The following is a 19,936-nucleotide window of genomic DNA, read 5'->3' as shown; positions in this document are numbered from 1 at the left end:
CTACAAAAGCGCGGTCGTGCGCGATCCTGTAGGAGCTGCCGAAGGCTGCGATCTTTTGATCTTAATCTGGCTGAATCACCTGAAAGCTGCCTTGCGCTGATGGCTCACGCCGAATCATCCGCTTCATCTTCCACTCAAACGCCAGTGTCAGGCTCACCGCCGCACACGCCAGCCCCAGCGCCAGACCCCACCAGACCCCCGTTGGCCCCCAGTTCAAATGGAAGGCCATCCACCAGGCGGCCGGTGCGCCGATCAGCCAATAGCAACCCAAACCCACCAGGAACGTGGTCTTGGCATCCTTGAGCCCGCGGATGCAGCCCATGGCAATGGTTTGTGTGCCGTCGAACAGCTCGAACCACGCCGCCACCGCCAACAGGCTCACGGCCAGGTTGATGACTTCGCGGAACGCCGGGTCGTTGTGGTCCAGGAACAAGCCGATCAATTGATGCGGCAGCAGCCAGAAGACCATCGCAAAACCCAGCATTGCCGCCGCACCAAAGGCGATCCCGACCCGTCCGGCCAGCCGGGCATCGAGCAATTGCCCGGCGCCGTAATGTTGGCCGATGCGCATGGTGATCGCGTAGGAAAGCCCCGCCGGAATCATGAACGCCACCGAGACGATTTGCAGGGCGATCTGGTGCGCCGCCAGTTGCGTGCTGCCCATGGTGCCCATGCACAGCGCTGCGAAGGCAAAGAGGCCGACTTCCACCGCATAGGTGCCGCCAATCGGCAGGCCCAGGCGCCACAATTCCTTCAAGTACTGACGGTTGGGCCGCGACAGACCCTGGCGCAATGGATACGCGTCGTAGGCCGGATGCCGACGAATATGCAGCGCGAGCGCCAGCGCCATCAGGTTGGCAACGATCGCCGTGACCAGACCGATGCCCACCAGACCCATTTTCGGCAGGCCGAACATGCCAGTGATCAACGCATAGTTGAGCAGGAAGTTGGCCACGGTGCCGGCGAGGCTGATGACCATTACCGGTGTCGCCCGGCCGATGGCGCTGGTGAAACCGCGCAGCGCCATGAAGCTCAGGTAGCCGGGCAGGGCGAACGGCAGGATCAACAGAAACTGGCCGGCAGCCTGGACGTTGGTTTCGGTCTGGCCGAACAGCAGCAACACCGGTTTGAGGTTCCACAGCAGCAAACCCGCCACCAGCGCCATTAACCAGGCCAGCCACAAACCGGCCTGGGTCAGCCGCGCCGCGCCGATAATGTCGCCCGCGCCCTGACGGATCGCCACCAGGGTGCCGACGGCGGCGATCACGCCGATGCAGAAAATCGATACGAACGAATACGTCGCCGCGCCCAGGCCGCCGCCGGCCAGTGCTTCGGGGCTCAGGCGCGCCATCATCAACGTGTCGGTGAGGACCATCAACATGTGCGCCAACTGCGAGGCAATCAACGGCCCCGCCAGCCGCAGGATGGCCCAGAGTTCACTACGCGCTGGATGCTGCATGATCATCACGCTCGATATCAAAGAGAACAGGAAACGTCGATTCTCGGCGCTCTGCGGGGTTTGCACAAAGGGATAAAAAGGATGGGTGGCATGATTAAAACTCATGCTGTGGAGTTTCTGATAAGTTGGTGCGATCGCGCTAAAGGAGCCTGCCTGATGTCCCGTCGTCTTCCTCCCTTGTATGCCCTTCGAGCATTCGAAGCAGCAGCGCGGCATAGCTCGTTTACCCGCGCCGCCGAAGAACTGTCGATCACCCAAAGTGCGGTCAGTCGGCACATTCGTACGCTCGAAGAGCATTTCGCCTGTCGGCTGTTTCATCGCAGCGGGCGCAACCTGCAACTGACCGAATCGGCGCGGCTGATCCTGCCCGGCATTCGCGAAGGCTTCACCGCCCTCGAGCGGGCCTGCAATACCTTGCGTGCCGAGGACGACATTCTGCGCATGAAAGCCCCATCGACCCTGACCATGCGCTGGCTGTTGGCGCGGCTCAGTCGTTTTCGGCACCTGCGACCGGGCAACGAGGTGCAATTGACCAGCGCCTGGATGGACATCGATAGGGTGGACTTCAACCATGAACCCTTCGACTGCGCCGTCATCCTCAGCAACGGACATTTCCCCCCGGACTGGGAGGCGACTTTCCTGTTCCCCGAAGAGCTGATTCCGGTGGGTGCGCCGAATCTTCTGAAGGATCAACCGTGGGACGTTGCACGCCTGGCCAGTACCGAGTTGCTGCACCCGACGCCGGACCGCCGTGACTGGCGCAATTGGCTGGAGCGCATGGGCCTGACCGATCAAGTCTCGCTCAAAGGTGGGCAGGTGTTCGACACGCTGGAGTTGGGCATGATTGCCGCCGCCCGAGGTTACGGCGTGTCCATGGGCGATTTGCTGATGGTGGCGGAGGATGTTGCGCAGGGACGTCTGAGTTTGCCGTGGCCGACGGCCGTCGCCAGTGGTGAGAATTATTATCTGGTTTGGCCGAAAACCCGCCCCGGCGGCGAACGTTTGCGCCGCCTCAGCGATTTCCTGCAGGGCGAAGTCCGGGCCATGGAATTACCGGATGTCGAACGCTTGGGCTGAATCGATGGAGCCGCCGCAATGGCGGCCTTGAGCCATATCCCCGTTAATTACTCAAGTATTCAGCTTTGCCGCCGAAAATCTGCTGATAGGACCTTCGTGCAGGTTCCGCGTTTTCCCCACCATCAGAAATTTTGCCGAGTGTGCGATGGGATCAGAATGATCCGGCCACTGGGTCAGGAGCTGTCATGTCTCAACCTCGTGCTCGGATTGCCTCACAGCTGGGTCTTGCGCTTGCCGTGATTCTGGCGATTGTCATCAGTGGCAGTACCGTGTTCGCCCTGCGCTCGCTGGATACCGCGAACCTCGCCACCCGCGAAGAGCATCTGGCCAGTGAGGCCCGCTTGCTTGCCGATCAGTTGAGCACCTTTCACGGCACTTTGCGTGAAAGCACCCAGCGCCTGGCCGGTCTGTTCGAGAAGCGCTTCAGCGCCGGTTTGAGCGTGCATCCGGATGAGCCGGTGAACGTGGCGGGTGTGCAGACCCCGGGCCTGCACTTGGGCAGTGAAGTGTTGAACAACAACTTCGCGGAAGTCGACGAGTTCAAGCAGATGACCGCAGGCGTCGCGACCGTATTCGTGCGCAGTGGTGAGGAGTTCATTCGGGTCAGCACGAATGTCACCAAACAAGACGGCAGCCGTGCTATTGGCACGCTGCTCGACCACGCGAACCCGGCTTACGCCCGTTTGATGGCGGGGCAGAGTTATGTGGGGCGAGCGTTGCTTTTCGAACGCTTCTACATGTCGCAGTACACCCCCGTACGCGACAGCAGCGGCAAGATCATTGCCGTGCTGTACGTAGGATTCGATTACACCGACGCGCAGAACGCGCAGTTCGCCAACCTCAAACGCTTCCGCATCGGCCAGACCGGCTCCCTGGCGTTGCTGGATGAACAAGGCAAATGGCTGGTGCCGATTGCCGGTGTACAAGCGCTGGATCAGGCGGTCCCGAGCATTGTCGGTCTGGCCAAGACGCCGGGCAAAGGCGACTTCTGGAACGACACGTCGCAAGATTTTTACAGTGTTGCCGTGCCGTTCGAAGGCGGGCCGTGGTCGGTGGTGGCGAGCATGCCGAAAACCGAAATCCGCGCGGTGACCTGGAGCGTCGGTATTCAATTGGCGATCGGCAGCCTGCTGGCGATGTTGCTGGCAGTCGGCTCGGCTGTCTGGTTGCTGCGCAGCAAACTGGCGCCACTGGGTGATCTGGTGCGTCAAGCCGAAGCCTTGGGTGCCGGTGATTTGAGTGTGCGCCTGAACGTGTCGAGCAATGACGAAATCGGCCAACTGGCCCGCGCCTTCAACCAGATGAGCCAGGCCCTGTCGACCATGGTCGAGCACATCCGTAAGGCCTCGGGAGAGGTCAACAGCCGTGCCCAGGCGTTGTCCGGTTTGTCCGGTGGCGCTTATGAAGGGATGGAACAGCAGTCCGGCGAAATCACCAGCATGGCCGGCGCCGTAGAAGAATTCAGCGCCACCTCGTTGAACATCGCCGACAATATGGGCAACACCCAGCGACTGGCGCAGGAAAACGCACAGCAAACCCAGATCGGTCGTACGTCGATGGACGAAGCGTCCTCATCCCTGGAGCAAATCGCCGGTGCACTGAACAGCACCGCGACGGTGATCAATACCTTGGGGCAGCGCTCCCAGGAAATCGGCGGCATTGTCGGGGTGATTACCGCGATCGCCGAGCAAACCAACCTGCTGGCGCTCAACGCCGCCATCGAAGCCGCCCGCGCCGGTGAACAAGGTCGTGGGTTTGCGGTGGTGGCCGATGAGGTGCGCAACCTGGCCTCACGTACCCGCCAGGCCACAGACGAAATCTCCGGGATGATCCAAAGCATTCAGCAGGAAACCGGCAACGCCATTAGCACCATGGAGCAGGGCAACGTGCTGATGCAGGAAGGCCTGTCGCGCAACGCCAACGTCGCTTCGGCGCTGGCACGGATCGATGAACAAAGCCGTTCGGCCGGTCAGCAATTCGCCGCCATCACCACCGCGACCCAGGAACAAAGCAGCACCGCGACCTTGCTCAGCAGCAATCTGCAAAGCATCGCCTTGGCGAACAGTGAACAGCGCGAAGTGGTGTCGAACCTGGCTGTGACTGCTAAAGAGCTGGAGAAGCTGGCGGCGGACTTGCGGCATGAGGTTGACCGGTTTCGTTGAGTCGCTGCCGAAATCGCCATCGCGAGCAGGCTCGCTCCCACAGTTGATCTCGGGTGTTCACAAATTTTGTGTTCACTTCGATCCAATGTGGGAGCGAGCCTGCTCGCGATGGCATCGACTCAATTCCCGATTTGCCAAATCTGCGGATCAATTCCTCTCTAGTGGTCGTCCTTGGAATTTAGCACCAGTGTCTCGATTTTTATGCTTGCTGAAACGTTTCTTCAAGTCTATAAAATTGGCACAACTCCAAGAAAGGCTGCTGCCATGACCCCGCTCAAACTCTTCGTTGCCCTCAGCGCACTGTCCGCTGCATCCCAAGCCTTGGCCTGGGATTACGTCCTGCTCGACACTGACAAAGCCGCCCAGAACTGGCAAATCACCAGCCAGCAACTCGGCGTGAAAACCGACAAACCCTTCAGTGTCACCCTGCGCACTTTGCACGGGGGGCGGCAGGAGGGCGTCAGTATCGTCGACATCGATAACGGCACAATGAAACTCTCGGTGGTGCCGACTCGTGGCATGAACGTCTTGCAGGCCTCGGTCGGCAATGTGCGCATGGGCTGGGATTCGCCGGTCAAGGAAGTGGTCAATCCAGCCTTCATCGAACTCAACGGCCGCGGTGGCCTGGGCTGGCTGGAAGGTTTCAACGAACTGGTCACCCGCTGCGGCTACGAATGGGTCGGCCACCCCGGCATCGGCAACGGCGAACTGCTGACCCTGCACGGTCGCGCCGCCAACATTCCTGCGAACAAAGTCACCCTGCACATCGATGAAAAACCGCCGTACGCCATCACCCTGCGCGGTGAGCTGAAAGAGCAGGCGTTCAAGAAAGTCGACTTCTCCGTCGCAACCGAACTGGTTACCGAACCCGGCAGCGTAGCGTTCGCCCTCAACGACACCCTGACCAACAACGGCGACTATCCGAAGGAATACCAGGCGCTGTATCACAGCAACTTCAGCACCCCGTTCCTGGAACAGGGCGCCCGCTTCGCCGCGCCGGTGAAACAGGTGTCGCCGTTCAACGACAAGGCCAAAGGCGATCTGCCGGACTGGCAAACCTACCGCGCACCGACCAAGGACTACGACGAAACGGTTTACAACGTGGTGCCGTATGCCGATGCCAAGGGCGATACGTTGACCGTGCTGCATAACAAGGCCGGTAGCCTGGGGGTTTCGGTCGGCTTCAATACGCAAACACTGCCCGTGTTCTCCCTGTGGAAAAACACCGATACCCAAGGCCAGGGCTATGTCACGGGGCTGGAGCCGGGGACGAGTTTTTCCTACAACCGCCGGTATCAGCGGCCTCTGAACCTGGTGCCGACGATTGGGCCGAAGGAACAGAAGCAGTTCGGGATCAGCTACAGCTTGTTGGCGGATAAGGCGGCTGTGGATAAGGCGTTGCAGCGGGTGAGCGAGATTCAGGGTGGGCGGGAGACTGAGGTGCGGCAGACGCCGTTGGTTGATCTGACCAAGGGGTGATGCTGACTCTATGCCTTGGGCCACTGGCCGCTTGACGCTGCTCTACCTGGTTTTCAGCGCATTGGCCAGGCGCAGCATGGCGGCTTCGATTTCATAAGCGGTCAAGGACGAGTAACCCAATAGCCAACCTTGTTTCTTCTGATCGCCGGCGTACAACCGGCTGAGGCCGGAAAGCCGCACGCCCGCGCTGGCTGCCTGGCGGATGGTTTTTTCCTCCGACCAGCCATCATGCAGCAGGCAGGGAATTTGCAGCCCGCCCTGGGGGCGCAAGGCGGTCACGATGCCGTCCAAATGCTTGCCAATGGCGTCGAGCATGATGGTTCGGCGCCCGGCATAGAGCTTGCGCATGGCCCGGACATGGGCGTTGTAATGGCCGTCTTCCATAAAACGCGCCAGGGTCAGTTGCAGGATTTGGGGCGTATGGCCGTCCATCATGCTGCGCGCGTAGGTGAAGGCTTTGATCAACTCGTGGGGCAAGACCATGTAGCCCATTCGCAACCCGGGGTAGAGGGTCTTGCTGAAGGTGCCGAGGTAGAGAGTGCGCTGGTACTTATCGAGGCCCTGCACGCAGGCGGTCGGCTGCCCGTCGTAATGAAACTCGCTGTCGTAGTCATCTTCGAGGATCCACTTGCCCTTCTCTGCGGCCCAGTTGATCAGCTCGAGCCGGCGTTCCAGCGGCAAGGTCGCGCCGGTGGGGTATTGATGAGAAGGCGTGACATAGACGCAGTTGGCGCCGCTGCGATCGGCGTACAGCAGGTCGGTGCGTATGCCCAGTTCATCGACATCGATGGGCAGAACCTTGGTCTCGGCGGTTTCAAAGGCTTTCCTGGCACCAAAATAACCCGGGTTTTCCAGCAGGATCGGTTTGCCGGCGTCCACCAACAACTGCGCACACAGAAAGAGGGCTTGGCGAGTGCTGCTAAGCACCAGGATCTGGTCGGCGGAGCACTTGGCCCCACGTTCGAGGTTCAAGTAGGTGGCGATGGCCTTGCGCAGCGGCTCGGCACCTTGCGGGTCGCCGTGCAGCAGCACGTTGGCGCGATAGTCCTTCATCACCTGGCGTTGCAGGCGCTCCCAGACATCGGTGGGGAAAGTGCGGGTTTCCGGCAGGCCGGTCGCAAACGCCTTGATCACCTGCTGATCAGTCACACCGCCACTGTCGAAGATCATCCGCCCGCGCTGGCTCAATCCAGCCCCCGGTGCCGCCTGGTTGCTTTTGACTTCTTGCGCCTTGATGCGTCGGCGGGCTGCGCCGCGCAATTCGGTACCCAGCGTTTCACAGACATAACTGCCAGCCCCCTCGCGCCGCACGATAAAACCGTCGCGGTGCAGTTGCACATAGGCGTTCTCAACGGTATCGCGGGCAATCCCCAGTGACTTGGCCAAAACCCGAGTCGCAGGCAGCTTCAAGCCTGGGTCAAGGGCGCCTTCGAGGATCAATGCACGTAATGCGCGTTGAATCCGCTGGTGCAGATCCAACAGCTGAAACTCGACATCGCTGAGGCGCATTTTGAGCGTTTCCAGTTCGAACGTTCTAGCCATGCGGTCTGCCCTGATTGAATAAATTGGCCTGTAGTAGCAGGCCATCCTATCCGTAGAATCCGCCCCTCGCCACTGCCTCTGCGCTCGGTCATTTCAGCGCTATAAATCCCCTCGCCCGGGCCAACACCTCGTTTTGCAAGGAGCAAAGCAATCGTGTCTTCTTCAGCATCCCCATCGCCCCTGCGTTTACGCGATCTTCTGCATCCGATCGTCGCCGGGCTGATTTCAGTCATCGTCAACTATGGCGGCACGTTCATCCTGGTTTTTCAGGCTGCCAAAATCGCCGGGCTCAGCCCCGAGATGACAGCGTCGTGGGTATGGTCGGTGTCAATTGGCGTGGGTATTACCGGGCTGTTTCTCAGTTGGGTGAGTCGTGAGCCGATCATCACTGCCTGGTCGACACCCGCCGCGGCCTTTTTGGTCGTCGCGCTGTCGACTACGCCCTACGCCGAGGCAGTAGGTGCGTACATCATTTCAGCCGCCGCCTTCGTGCTGCTGGGTTTGTCCGGCTGCTTCGAAAAAGTCATCCGCCTGATTCCGCCGGGTGTGGCTGCGGGTCTGCTGGCCGGCATCTTGTTGCCGTTCGGTATCGGCGCATTTGGTGGCATGAGTCTTGACCCGGTGTTGGTCGGGTTGCTGATTGCCGCTTACGTTGTGCTCAAGCGCTTTACCGCGCGCTACGCGGTGGTGGGCATTCTGGTGCTGGGGTTGGCGTTTCTTCTGACGCAGGGCCGTGTAGAACTGTCGGGACTGGCGCTGCAATTCGCGGCTCCGGTATTCACCCAGCCTGAGTTTTCGATCAATGCGCTGCTCAGTGTGGCGCTGCCGCTGTTTCTGATCACCCTCACCGGCCAGTACATGCCGGGCATGCTGGTACTGCGCAACGATGGTTTCAGTACCAGCGCTAACCCTATCCTGACTGTCACGGGGCTGGGCTCACTGCTGATGGCACCCTTCGGTTCCCACGCCTTCAACGTCGCGGCGATCACTGCGGCCATCTGCACCGGCAAGGAAGCCTCGGAGGATCCGTCCAAGCGCTGGGTCGCCGGGGTTGCCGCGGGATTGTTCTACATCCTCGTAGGGATTTTCGGGGTGACCCTCGCTGCAGTGTTCATGGCGTTCCCGCCCACCTTCATTACGACGCTGGCCGGGCTGGCCCTGCTCGGCACTATCGGCGCCAGCCTGACCAGTGCCATGGCTGACGTCAAAACCCGCGAAGCCTCGCTGATCACCTTTCTGGCGTGCGCCGCGAACATCACCTTGCTGGGAATCGGTGGGGCGTTTTGGGGATTGCTGATCGGTCTGGCGGCCTACGCCTTACTCAATGGGCGCTTGCCGCGTCGCGAGGCAGTGGTCATTCCGGCTGCCGACGCTGTTGCGACGACCAAAGGAGTCACCCACTGATGCTCGATCAATTGGAAGAAACCGTCACCCTTCACGAGCGTCATGACCGTTACCCACAGGCCACCAGCGTTGAGGACTTTCGCCGCAACCTGGCAGCCGTGCAGCAGCGAATCGCCAATGCCTGTCAGCGGGTCGGACGTGATCCGGCGAGTGTGCGCCTGCTGCCGGTCAGCAAAACCTTTGACGAAGCTCATCTGCGTCTGGCCCACGCCGCCGGCTGCCGGCTACTGGGTGAGAACAAAGTGCAGGAAGCGCAGCGCAAATCGCAGGCCATGGCCGATCTGGCCGATCTGCAATGGTCGGTTATCGGCCACCTGCAAACCAACAAGGCCAAGCAGGTGGCGCGTTTTGCCAGTGAGTTTCAGGCGCTGGACAGCCTGCGAGTGGCCGAGGCTCTGGATCGTCGCCTGCACATCGAGGGGCGCCAGCTGGATGTGTTCGTTCAGGTCAATACCTCCGGCGAAGCCAACAAATACGGCTTGGCGCCCGAAGCCGTCGCGGACTTTTTGTACGCCCTGCCGGCGTTCTCTGCGTTACGGGTGCGTGGTTTGATGACACTGGCGCTGTTTTCGGCCGACGTGGTCCGTGTCCGCCCTTGCTTTGTACGGCTGCGCGAACTGCGCGAGCGCTTGCGCCAGCACGCCCCGGCGGGCGTCGGGCTGGAGGAACTGTCCATGGGCATGTCAGGTGATTTCGAAATCGCCATTGAAGAAGGGGCGACCGTGGTGCGTGTCGGTCAGGCCATCTTCGGCGCACGTGCCATGCCGGATGCCTACTACTGGCCGACCGCGGATGCCCGTCCGGGAAGTGATGAGCACACAGGAAGCCATCCGATGCCCTCTGCACCGTTGTAAACCGGCTTACTTTCCCAACCAAGGACCCCTTCATATGTACGACTCAACGCTGACCCTTGAAGCATTCGACGCCGAGCTGTGTGAGGCGATTCATAGCGAAGAACATCGTCAGGAAGACCACGTCGAACTGATTGCTTCCGAAAATTACGCCAGCCCTCTGGTGATGAAAATCCAGAGCACCGTGCTCACCAATAAATATGCCGAAGGCTATCCAGGCAAGCGCTACTACAGCGGCTGCGAATATGTCGATGTGGCCGAGCGCCTGGCCATCGAGCGGGTCAAGGCCCTGTTCAACTGCGACTACGCCAACGTGCAGCCGCATGCGGGTGCACAGGCGAACGCCGCGGTATTCCTGGCGTTGATCAATCCCGGCGATACGGTGATGGGCATGAACCTGGCCCAAGGTGGCCACCTGACCCACGGCAACCCTTCAAACTTCTCGGGCCGTCATTACAAGATCGTTCCTTATGGCCTTGACCCGGAGACGGGCTTTCTTGACTACGACGAGATGGAGCGTATCGCGCTGGAAACCCGGCCGAAGATGCTGATCGGTGGTTTTTCCGCCTACTCCCGGTACAAAGACTGGGCGCGCATGCGGGCGATTGCCGACAAGGTCGGAGCCATTTTCTGGGTCGACATGGCCCACGTCGCAGGGTTGGTCGCCGCAGGAGAATACCCGGACCCATTGCCGCATGCTCATGTGGTCACCAGCACCACGCACAAGACCCTGCGGGGCCCACGGGGTGGCTTGATTTTGTCCAAGGGGCAAGATGATGCCTTCTACAAAAAACTCGATTCTGCGGTATTCCCGGGTGTTCAGGGCGGCCCATTGATGCACCAGATCGCCGCCAAAGCCGTCGCTTTCAAGGAAGCACTGAGGCCCGAGTTCAAAACCTATCAGACCCAAGTGGTGATCAACGCCCGGGCCATGGCGGCCGTGCTGCAGGAGCGGGGTTACAAGATCGTCTCCGGTGGCACCGACAATCACATGATGCTAATCGACCTGTCCGACAGGCCCTATACCGGCAAGGAAGCCGATGCGGCCCTGAGCAATGCCTACATCACCGCTAACAAGAACTCGGTGCCCAACGACCCGCGCTCACCGTTCGTGACTTCCGGGCTGCGCATCGGTACCCCAGCCATCACCACCCGTGGTTTCGGCGTGATCGAATGTGAACAATTGGCGGGCTGGTTGTGCGACGTACTGGAAGCCCTGGAAAACGGCGACAGCGAAAGGGTCGGGCACCACGTGCGCGAACAGGTGGTGGAGCTCTGCCGCCGTCATCCTGTCTATCGTTAACCCTGTTACTCCGGGCTATTACCAGGCTGATGTCCATCATTGGGCGAAAAACCAGGCGCGCGGCAAGGCGCCTGGGACGAACGGGTGCATCCGATGCCAACCTGTTGCGTCTCTAGCTGGGGGCTGATGGCCGATATTGCAGTGCTTCGGCGACGTGGCTGCGACTGATAGCGTCTACTTGTTCCAGATCCGCCAGGGTGCGAGCAACTTTCAGTAGGCGGTGAGCTGCACGAAGCGAAAGGGTTAGTCGCTCGCAGGCGCTTTCCAGCCAGCCTTCATCTGCTTTGGATAACGCGCAATGCAGGCGTAGCCCTGGCAGGTCGAGAAAGGCGTTGGCGCAGCCCTGACGCTGCTGCTGACGCTCCCGGGCCTGGGCGACCAGGGCAGAAGCGCTGGCAGTGTCGTCACCGGCCTTGATCGGGTTCAGCGCCGTGCTTTCCCGGGCTACGGTCAAATGCAGGTCGATGCGGTCCAGCAGTGGTCCCGACAGTTTGTTGCGGTAACGCTGGACCATGTCCGGCGTACAACTGCATTTACCACTGGGCTCGCCAAGATATCCACAGGGGCAAGGATTCATCGCCGCGACTAGTTGAAAGCGTGCCGGGAAGCGTACGCGGTCCTTGGCACGGGAAATCACGATGTGGCCGGATTCCAGTGGCTCTCTCAACACCTCCAATACCTTGCGATCAAATTCCGGAAGCTCATCGAGGAACAGCACGCCATGGTGGGCGAGGGTGATTTCGCCGGGTTGCGGTTTCGAACCGCCGCCTACCAGCGCCGGGCCTGAAGCGGAGTGGTGCGGCTGTCGGAAGGGGCGCTGTGGCCAATGACTCAACGGCACACAACTGGCGACCGATTGAATCGCCGCGACTTCCAGTGCTTCACTCTCGGCCAATGGCGGTAATAGCCCTGGCAGACGACTCGCCAACAACGTTTTTCCCGTTCCTGGCGGTCCGCTGAACAGCAAGTTATGAGCGCCCGCCGCCGCAATCAGCAAGGCTCGCTTGGCCGCAAGTTGCCCTTGCACTTCGTTCAAGTCTGGATAGGGTTTGCTGGCGTAGAGCAAACCGTTGGAAGCGTAGGGGGCGATGGGCGTGTGGCCATTGAAATGCGCGACCGCTTCCAGCAAATGATCCACCGCAATCACCTTCAACCCCGAAGCCAGGCAGGCCTCCTCGGCATTTGCCCGCGGCACCACCAGCGTGCGCCCGGCCTTGCGCGCCGCCAGCGCTGCCGGCAACACCCCACGAACCGCCCGCACCGCGCCCGACAGCGCCAGCTCTCCCAGGCACTCCACATCATCCAGCGTCAATGTCGGCACTTGCACACTGGCCGACAGAATTCCCAGGGCAATCGCCAGATCGAACCGCCCGCCATCCTTTGGCAGGTCGGCCGGGGCGAGATTCAAGGTCTGCTGAAATGTAGCTTGGTCGATGAGCAAGGTAGCTGAAACCTGCTATCCCTAAGTACATGCCCTGTCATCCCCACTCTGGTTGAGCAAAGCTATGTGTCCAAGCCTTTCAATCCCCTGCACCAACATAGTGTATGGCCGCACGTACTTCAATGAGGTCGAGATGGAGTGGGACGAAGCAGTCCTACCAGAAGGGGCATGGTTTATAGAGGCAATAGAAGCTTTTTTTGCTGTACGGTCAGAAAGAAGGTCCCTGGCCGGACATGTTCATTCTTTGAGGTATGTCGTCAAGCTTGCAGAGGCGAGTCAGGAAATCGCTGTGCTGCTCAAACCCACCAAGGATGAAGTCGATGTGAGCCAAATGTCATATCTTTTCGGATTGATAGAGTCGGCTCTCAAATCGGAAAATATGTCCGAGAGGCATAAGTACACTGTGTCGAAAGATTTTAGGCATGTTTGCTGTAAAGGACTGGGGCAGATTTTTCCCGACAGCGAACTGGATAGACGAGCATTAAAGTTTAAGACATCACTTGTATACCCGAGAGCTCCGAGTACTTTGCTTAGTGACTACCTAGTAGAGGGTGCAGATGGGCTCTGTAAAGAACCTTTGGGCGCCTTGTCTCATGAAACTTACCAAGAACTGTATATTAAGACGAAAGAGAAAGTTTCCGCGGATCTAGAGCGCCTTAAAAGTGCTTGTTACGAAGATGTACAATTCTTTAAAAAGGCACGCGATAAGCTCAATGCCCTGAAAGAGCAGCGCGCTCCTCGTGAATTGATAAAATTGGTCGAAAGGCAAATTATACACAAAGCAATTAACTCTAAGTGGTTTCAAGAAAGGGCTAAGTATAGTGATGAACAAATAGTCTCGGCTTATATGGAGGTCTATGAGTCTAACGGAGGCGAAAGCTTACAGTTCGAGCAGTCGCAGTTCTTTTCTAAACTTGACGAGGTCTTGAAGCGTGTCCTGGGTGACTACTCACCATATTTCAAGAAGTCGGGTCTCTGTCTTCATATACCGTATAGATGTATTGGTGCAGAACTTCAGTCGATATTTATTTTGTTGCTGTGCACAAGTGGTTGGAATGCCGGGGCGCTTATCGGCATGGAGAAAGATAACGTTGAGGACAAGGGTCGATATTGGAAGCTGCAGGGTTTCAAAGAAAAGACGGATGATTTCACACCGTCCGTCTACATTGAAAGTGATATGAAGCCAGCATATGACGCAATGAAAACTCTAATGTGGCACAGGGATTCATTGGTGAAGCAGGGTCTAATAACGCCAGAGGAACAGTTATTTTGGTTTGTTGGAGTAAATAAAGCAAGTTATGCAAAGCAGGCTATAGGGATCATACCAAAGAAAAATTTCTATTCTAGGCATCGAATACCTCCTTTCTCGTATGGTGATATAAGAAATCAAGTATTTGAGAGAGACAGGCTGGAGGGGAGAAACGTTGAGAGCATTCGGCGTAAAGCTGGGCATCGAAGCAGAAATACAACAGTAGGTTATTTAGATAGTCTAGTAAGTCGCAGGATGTTTTCATCAATGAATCTTGAGTTTTCACGCAGGCTCGAGAGCACGGTGATATTCAGATTGGTGGAAAGTGGTAAAGGTAATTTTGAATTTGATGCTGGTCGCGTTAAGCCGGAGCTCTTTAGTGCGATTGGAGATGGTTCCTATTGCATCGATAAGTTTAATCCGCCAGATAATGCTCTAGTCTTCGACGGAGTGTGTGCCGCGTTAACCTGCCATTGTAGCGGGGGGTGTAAGAATCGGAAAATCATAATTGACAATAATTCGATAAGAGATTTGGTGCGCAAAAAACACTATTATTTGAATAACTGGCGCCGCCTTGAAAGTAGCAATTCAGCATCATTTCAAAAATACCATTTTGATGCAATGGCCTATGTGTTGAGTCTTTTTGATTATATTAAGAATTCAAGGTATAAAGCGATCCTAGATGAGGCGGAAGAGGCGGTGAGAAATGAGTAAGCAATCGGCGGGCTTCAGTGTTTATGTAATAGAGCAAATAGAAAGGCTTGGTCTGCACCCTGATCTAAAACTTGATGCAGTTGGGGTTGTAAAAATAAAGCGCCATGACACAAGAGTCGATGAGCCACATAAAGATTTCGCTGTATTCGACCTTAAAATATTTTGGCTTCCTCCTAACGATGTTTATGATTTGCCAACCTCGTTATTGTCCAGAGATGATTTGACCTGCGCAGTTATACTGTTCTTGAACGATTTTATGTTCAGGACTAGATCTTCCAAAGGGCGCCATGATCGCGCAAGGGTACAAGCAAGGCAGTGCATAAAGTTTTTTGAATATTTTTGGATGATGAACTATCTACAGTTGTCTTCAGTTCCTCACGATTTTATGCGTACGTTTGCAGAAGTTATCTCGCAGATTGGGTGGATAGGGATTTTAAATATAGAGGCAAGGATTGATCGTGTTGTCTCCCAATCCACCGGCTCGATTTTATCTAAAAGTGAATTTGGATGTGCGCTATCGACCAATATAGACGGAGCAGACTTCGGACTAATTTTTCAGCATTACAATTCGAGGTTTTCGGAAGGAGATTGTTTGGAGTTAATTATGAAGCCGCTTGGTTACAGCTCTATGCGGCACCTTCTTGGGGCATTGAATAATCTTCACGGATTGGCGGGTGGTATTGGCCTTAAACAATATCCATATTTGAATATTCTTGCACTTTGTAGAGCCTTAACGTCTATTCCTTTAAGGACGCCAAATATAGGTCCAAAAGATGCTGCGTCATTATTCGCTGGATCCTTCGAAATTATATTGTCATTGGCTGATGGGTTGGTGTTGTTGCTCGGAAATATTTCTAAGTCGGTGATTAAGAATTTTAAGCTAGGAAGATTCGAACTGGGTTCCGAAATAGAGAAAATTGTATTGGAGTCTGGGATGGATAAATTGATCCCCCCCAACAAAATAGGGAAGGGTAATAATGTTAATGTTGGCGGTAATTATGTCTGTGGTTTGATTTTGTTGTTGATGAATGCATGCTTTGTTGTATTGGCTGTTTGCAACGCACGTAGACGCGATGAAATACAGCACAAAAAATTCGGTGTTCATTATGGCTGCGCTACGGTCATGAGTGAAGAATTGGATTTGTATGTTGCCGAGTTTTATATTGAAAAAACGCTATTAGATTATTCTGTTTTTTTTATAAACGGTATCAGCTATCGCGCAATAAAGGTGCTCGAGTTAATTCAGGATCAGTTTACAAAGGTTGATCGTGCGCTTGGACGGGAAGCGGAAATCATCAGTGACAGAGAAAAAAACCTTTTTTGCTATCGGCGTCTTGGTGAGCGTGAGGGCATAGGCCAGGAGCCATGCTGGTTCATTTTTAGTGACTCGAGGCGTGGTTATGTTGCGCAGTTCTTTGATTATATTTTTCCTGAGGGTCACTCACTTGAAGTGTCTGCACATATGTTTAGGCGCCTTTATGGTCTTTTGTTTATGTATCGGCATGAACTTCCTGAAGTGCAGGCTTTATCGTATCAGTATCAACACGACTGCTTTACGGCAACCGTTACATATATAACTGATCCAGCGGTTGAGGGAGAATTAAATTCAATTTTCAATTTATATGGGGTCAATCCTGCGACAGTACGAAAGGCTTACACTGAACATTGCGAGGATCTGGAAGAATCTCTTTTGGATGTAGCAAAAGACCGAATGGCAGAGCTTGTAGAGTACACGTTGAGTGGTGGAAATGGGCGTGGTGGTTTTACAAAGTTTTTGAAAACCGTATACAGGAAGTATTTGAACTCAGTGGAGTTTGTCAACCTTACTAGTAACGAGCAAGCTAAAGTGGTATCTGATCGGTTTTTAAGTAGGGGGCATCTTCCTAACCCTTTTCGCCATAGTCTATGCGTGGCATCGCCGAGCAGGCACAGTACATCTGCTCGCTGCAGCTCCCCAGTGACCAAAATACTGCGCCCTGAGTTAGCTAGCCCTACAGTGTGCCATGGTTGCCCATTTCAATATTTAAATGAGTACCATATACAAAATATGGTTAAAGATCATGTGTTTTTACTTTCAGAGTTAGATCGTGCACAAAAAGGTTCAGCTATAGCACAGCATTTAATTCGTGAGATAGCGAACCTCGATAGAATCATACAGTTTCATAGTGAGAGTAAAACTCATGAATAGAGGTGAGATCAATAAGCAAGCAGCACTGCAAAATATAATACTCAAAAAGGAAATTCTTCAGACGTGGACGCAATCGATACCCCTCGATTCCGAAGGCAGGGCTGAATACTATCCAAATACAATTAGACAATTCAATGGGTGGGATTTATCTCAAAATAGCCCTGTAGTCCGTAGTTTTCTTCCTCCTATTTTTAGAAATGCTAATGATACTATAAATAATTATCCGGCGTTGAGAGCAGAAGTACAGGTAACGATCGCATTACTGGCGAAAACTGTGCATAAGACTCGCGATAAAGGGGAGCGTTTAAAGGGGCTTAAACGTGAGATTTCAGAGCTCAACAATTATATTCGTGCCCTAGAAGAAGAATTGATTAGCCTCCGGATGGAACATTCAGATTGGACTCAGAGAACCATCGCCTCCCAGGAAAAATACCAAGCGCTAGTAGATGATTTTCGCAGTTTTCGAGATTCCTCGGGAAAAGAATACGAAGCCATTAAAAATGAGAATTGCGAGTTGAAAAAAAAATTGACGAAGGTAACGGGTTTGCGAGTAGTCCATAATGCCCCCAATAAAAATTAGCTGGCTCGATGTAAAAGGGGGACGCTACGTTGTGGCGCGATGGCGAAACAACGGAAAAATAATTCTGGAATTAACGGATTATTCCATTTACTTGGGTCGTCAATGTGCCTTGTCCAATTTAACGGTTGAGACAGCCATATATAATGTCGTAAGGCTTATGAGTTTCTGTTGCGAGAACTCTGTCTGGTTGACAGATATAGACGATGTGAAACTTAGGAAGTTTCGGGAGTCAGAATTCGAACGTTTGAGAGATCGAATAGGTCATCGAGTCTCTGAGAAGGTGCAAAGACGAACTGTCAATAGTCGCCTAAAATCCGTTTACAATTTTATGTTATGGTATCAGGAATATCGCCTTGGTCCGAAAAATTTAATTGGTCCATCAGGCTGCAACATTCGTTCAAGTATGAACTCATCTGCTGGTAAACATGACAGGAACCGCACGCAAAAACTGATGTACCCCTTACTATTCCCGTTAAGTGGCGCTTCAAGCAAGCATCGACCAGTGAAGGCTGCAACTGGTAAGGTCAAAGAAGAAATGGTTTCTCATTTCAATAACCTCACTGATGACTATCTTGCTTCGCGCAACACTTTGGTTCTCGATATTGCTGATACTTTGGGAATGCGCAGGGCATCTATTAATTCACTGACTTGCGCGCAATTTTTTACAGCCTTGGAAAATGAGGAAGCCTTAGTTGATCTAGTTGTTGTGCCTTCATCTCAAAAATTTGGCTATCAGTTTTCGTATATTTTTCCTTTTCAGTTAGTTTCGTCCATCCTCCAATATATCGAGGGGCCTCGAAAGGCGCTCCTCGGACGACTCAAAGTGCCGGCATTTGTTACACAAGATAGGCTTTTTATTTCAAGTAGGACCGGTAAGCCACTTACGAATAGAGCCATAACAGGATTTATCGCATCGGCCATGCGTTTATCGGGTATGCCGAAAGGATCAATACATGTATTTCGTCATAAATTTATAAACGACGAGGTTGAGCGTGAAATTATGCTTAGAATAGAACTAAAGTTGGACACCTCTATTGAGTCCGTTGCGGCAGCTGTAGCTCTTAAAGTTGGTCAGGCAAACCATAATTCGCTCTATACATATATTTCTGACGCATTTTCTAGGCTTGATAAAAAGCTGCCAAAAGACACTAAGTCAAAAATAAAACATTTAGAGAAAGAAATTTCTGAGCTTAATCGACAATTGCAGCTTTTGCGTGAATTGACCGTGAATCAATAACGCGATCTTATTTTTATGACACTCTGATCCTAAAGTAATTTGTTTGACACGGTCTAGCCGGGTAAAACCATACTCTGAAAATCTAAATATCGTGCATCTGCTTTTTTGCGTCGAGCGCCTGATATGAGATCTAGATGAAGGCGGCTTCAGGTCCTCAAGTTCTCTTTTAGACCAGGTTTGACGGTCACAGTCAGGCAACCAGGTCTGCGCCTTTGCTCCCAATAGGAATGTGTCAAAAAGTCTTGTTATTTCAACGGCACCGACTCTCCCTCTGACAATGTGATCGATTACGGGGCAATTTAGGCCATGCACAGGGCCTGATGGATTGCGTCGTTGAGCACGTCGAATGCAAATGGGTCGTCGAGTCGAGTGCACTTCGCATGTTATGCCCGAACACAATATTTATGACACTCCCGAATGAACAGCCACCGAACTCTTTTGAGCTTTATCCTAGGCCGTCCTCTACTAAACATCTCCTACCCTCTACCCTCAGTCGAACAGAGACGCAGGTAAGAATCTAATCCTTCAGGGCGGTCTTAAGCCGTTCTCGCAGTACCGGCAACTCCGACGTGGTCAAGGGAGGAGGTGAGAGCTTGGGAGAGTTAAGTGTGCGCGGAGAACGATCAGATGATTTTTGCCGATGAACGGCCGCTTTCAGATTGGGAGTTGGCAAAAACGTCAAACGCAGGCTCGCTTGCGTCGGAAGCGAGGCCAGGGACGCGCCGCATTTGTAGGTTTTGAAAATAGATGCAAATTTTTCGAGTTAAATGCGACCGACTTGGGCTTTTGTCATCTGGCTCCGTTCCAAGCAGGAGAAGGATCGATGAATGCTAATCCATCGAAGGCACAGAGCGATTCGCAGATTTACTAGGCGAAAGTGCCGCTGCAATAAGCTCTTCCAATGCTTCTACCAACTTAGTCACAGCTGGCTCACATCCTGGGGCAACTCGAAGCAGCTCGTCCACTTTTTGCCCTAAGCTCGCGGTACCGGTTGAATACTGCTGCGGATCTTCTTTAATTTGCAGAAATGTGCATATTTTATGCAAATTTTTGCCGATGCTGCTCATCTGCCCCCGCTCGTAACGAGAAATCTGAGAATGGTGTACGTTGACGGCGCGGCCAAGGTCTACAAGCGTAAGACCTTTGCTTAGGCGGGCTTGACGAATTTGGCCCCCAACGAGGGCTACGTCTGATGAGGAGTTGAATTTTTTTCCCATAATGTGCAAAATATTTGCACATATTTTCACAGA

Annotated in this window: 13 protein-coding genes and 1 pseudogene; 10 read left to right on the top strand and 4 right to left on the bottom strand. The window is 54.4% G+C overall.

Annotation, left to right across the window (positions count from 1 at the left end; translation table 11 throughout):
• Nucleotides 1–61 precede the first annotated feature (61 nt).
• Nucleotides 62–1,459, bottom strand: a complete 1,398-nt coding sequence (locus ACZ89R_RS17155) for a NorM family multidrug efflux MATE transporter (protein ID WP_429547841.1) — start codon at nucleotides 1,457–1,459, stop codon at nucleotides 62–64.
• Nucleotides 1,460–1,615: 156 nt separating this feature from the next.
• Here ACZ89R_RS17155 and ACZ89R_RS17150 point away from each other — a divergent pair, with 156 nt between their 5' ends.
• The 3 genes from ACZ89R_RS17150 (at nucleotide 1,616) to ACZ89R_RS17140 (ending at nucleotide 6,177) form a co-directional block, all read left to right on the top strand.
• The gene (locus ACZ89R_RS17150; RefSeq protein WP_048396276.1) at nucleotides 1,616–2,536 is read left to right on the top strand and encodes a LysR substrate-binding domain-containing protein; all 921 of its coding nucleotides are present in this window, start codon (nucleotides 1,616–1,618) and stop codon (nucleotides 2,534–2,536) included.
• Nucleotides 2,537–2,721: 185 nt separating this feature from the next.
• The gene (locus ACZ89R_RS17145) at nucleotides 2,722–4,698 is read left to right on the top strand and encodes a methyl-accepting chemotaxis protein (RefSeq protein WP_429545142.1); all 1,977 of its coding nucleotides are present in this window, start codon (nucleotides 2,722–2,724) and stop codon (nucleotides 4,696–4,698) included.
• A 264-nt stretch (nucleotides 4,699–4,962) separates the two neighbouring features.
• Nucleotides 4,963–6,177, top strand: coding sequence for an aldose 1-epimerase family protein (locus tag ACZ89R_RS17140; protein WP_429545143.1), 1,215 nt, complete (start codon nucleotides 4,963–4,965; stop codon nucleotides 6,175–6,177).
• 42 nt (nucleotides 6,178–6,219) lie between these two features.
• On the opposite strand, the gene pdxR is transcribed toward ACZ89R_RS17140, so the two are convergent.
• Nucleotides 6,220–7,719 (bottom strand): MocR-like pyridoxine biosynthesis transcription factor PdxR, encoded by a 1,500-nt coding sequence (gene pdxR, locus ACZ89R_RS17135; protein WP_429545144.1) that lies wholly within the window; start codon nucleotides 7,717–7,719, stop codon nucleotides 6,220–6,222.
• Nucleotides 7,720–7,872: 153 nt separating this feature from the next.
• Between pdxR and ACZ89R_RS17130 the strand changes: the two genes are divergently transcribed.
• Genes ACZ89R_RS17130 through glyA form a run of 3 tightly spaced genes read left to right on the top strand, consistent with a single transcriptional unit; the run spans nucleotide 7,873 to nucleotide 11,277 of the window.
• On the top strand, nucleotides 7,873–9,123 hold the full coding sequence (locus tag ACZ89R_RS17130; RefSeq protein WP_429545145.1) for a benzoate/H(+) symporter BenE family transporter: 1,251 nt from the start codon (nucleotides 7,873–7,875) through the stop codon (nucleotides 9,121–9,123).
• Nucleotides 9,123–9,977 (top strand): YggS family pyridoxal phosphate-dependent enzyme, encoded by an 855-nt coding sequence (locus ACZ89R_RS17125; RefSeq protein ID WP_429545146.1) that lies wholly within the window; start codon nucleotides 9,123–9,125, stop codon nucleotides 9,975–9,977. The genes ACZ89R_RS17130 and ACZ89R_RS17125 overlap by 1 nt, the downstream gene beginning before the upstream one ends.
• A gap of 34 nt (nucleotides 9,978–10,011) precedes the next feature.
• Nucleotides 10,012–11,277, top strand: coding sequence for a serine hydroxymethyltransferase (gene glyA, locus ACZ89R_RS17120; protein WP_429545147.1), 1,266 nt, complete (start codon nucleotides 10,012–10,014; stop codon nucleotides 11,275–11,277).
• 112 nt (nucleotides 11,278–11,389) lie between these two features.
• Here the strand turns inward: glyA and ACZ89R_RS17115 are convergent.
• Nucleotides 11,390–12,688, bottom strand: a pseudogene (locus ACZ89R_RS17115) (YifB family Mg chelatase-like AAA ATPase); the annotation flags it as partial.
• A gap of 163 nt (nucleotides 12,689–12,851) precedes the next feature.
• On the opposite strand from ACZ89R_RS17115, the gene ACZ89R_RS17110 reads away from it, so the two are divergent.
• The 4 genes from ACZ89R_RS17110 to ACZ89R_RS17095 are packed head-to-tail and all read left to right on the top strand — an operon-like array spanning nucleotide 12,852 to nucleotide 18,686.
• Nucleotides 12,852–14,681 carry a hypothetical protein gene (locus ACZ89R_RS17110; RefSeq protein WP_429545148.1) on the top strand — a complete coding sequence of 610 codons (1,830 nt, stop codon included), beginning with the start codon at nucleotides 12,852–12,854 and terminating at the stop codon, nucleotides 14,679–14,681.
• Nucleotides 14,674–16,869, top strand: a complete 2,196-nt coding sequence (locus tag ACZ89R_RS17105; protein ID WP_429545149.1) for a hypothetical protein — start codon at nucleotides 14,674–14,676, stop codon at nucleotides 16,867–16,869. The genes ACZ89R_RS17110 and ACZ89R_RS17105 overlap by 8 nt, the downstream gene beginning before the upstream one ends.
• Entirely contained in the window at nucleotides 16,862–17,449 is a 588-nt protein-coding gene (locus ACZ89R_RS17100; RefSeq protein ID WP_429545150.1) for a hypothetical protein, read from the top strand. The genes ACZ89R_RS17105 and ACZ89R_RS17100 overlap by 8 nt, the downstream gene beginning before the upstream one ends.
• Nucleotides 17,430–18,686: a hypothetical protein gene (locus ACZ89R_RS17095; RefSeq protein WP_429545151.1), complete on the top strand. Its 1,257-nt coding sequence runs from the start codon at nucleotides 17,430–17,432 to the stop codon at nucleotides 18,684–18,686. The genes ACZ89R_RS17100 and ACZ89R_RS17095 overlap by 20 nt, the downstream gene beginning before the upstream one ends.
• Nucleotides 18,687–19,516: 830 nt before the next feature.
• Here ACZ89R_RS17095 and ACZ89R_RS17090 read toward each other — a convergent pair.
• Nucleotides 19,517–19,903, bottom strand: coding sequence for a helix-turn-helix domain-containing protein (locus tag ACZ89R_RS17090; protein ID WP_429547842.1), 387 nt, complete (start codon nucleotides 19,901–19,903; stop codon nucleotides 19,517–19,519).
• Between the last annotated feature and the right edge of the window lie 33 nt (nucleotides 19,904–19,936).

Source organism: Pseudomonas sp. TE3728 (assembly GCF_056279145.1).
The sequence above is the reverse complement of the archived record's forward strand: the minus strand, read 5'-3'. Positions and strand labels throughout refer to the sequence as shown.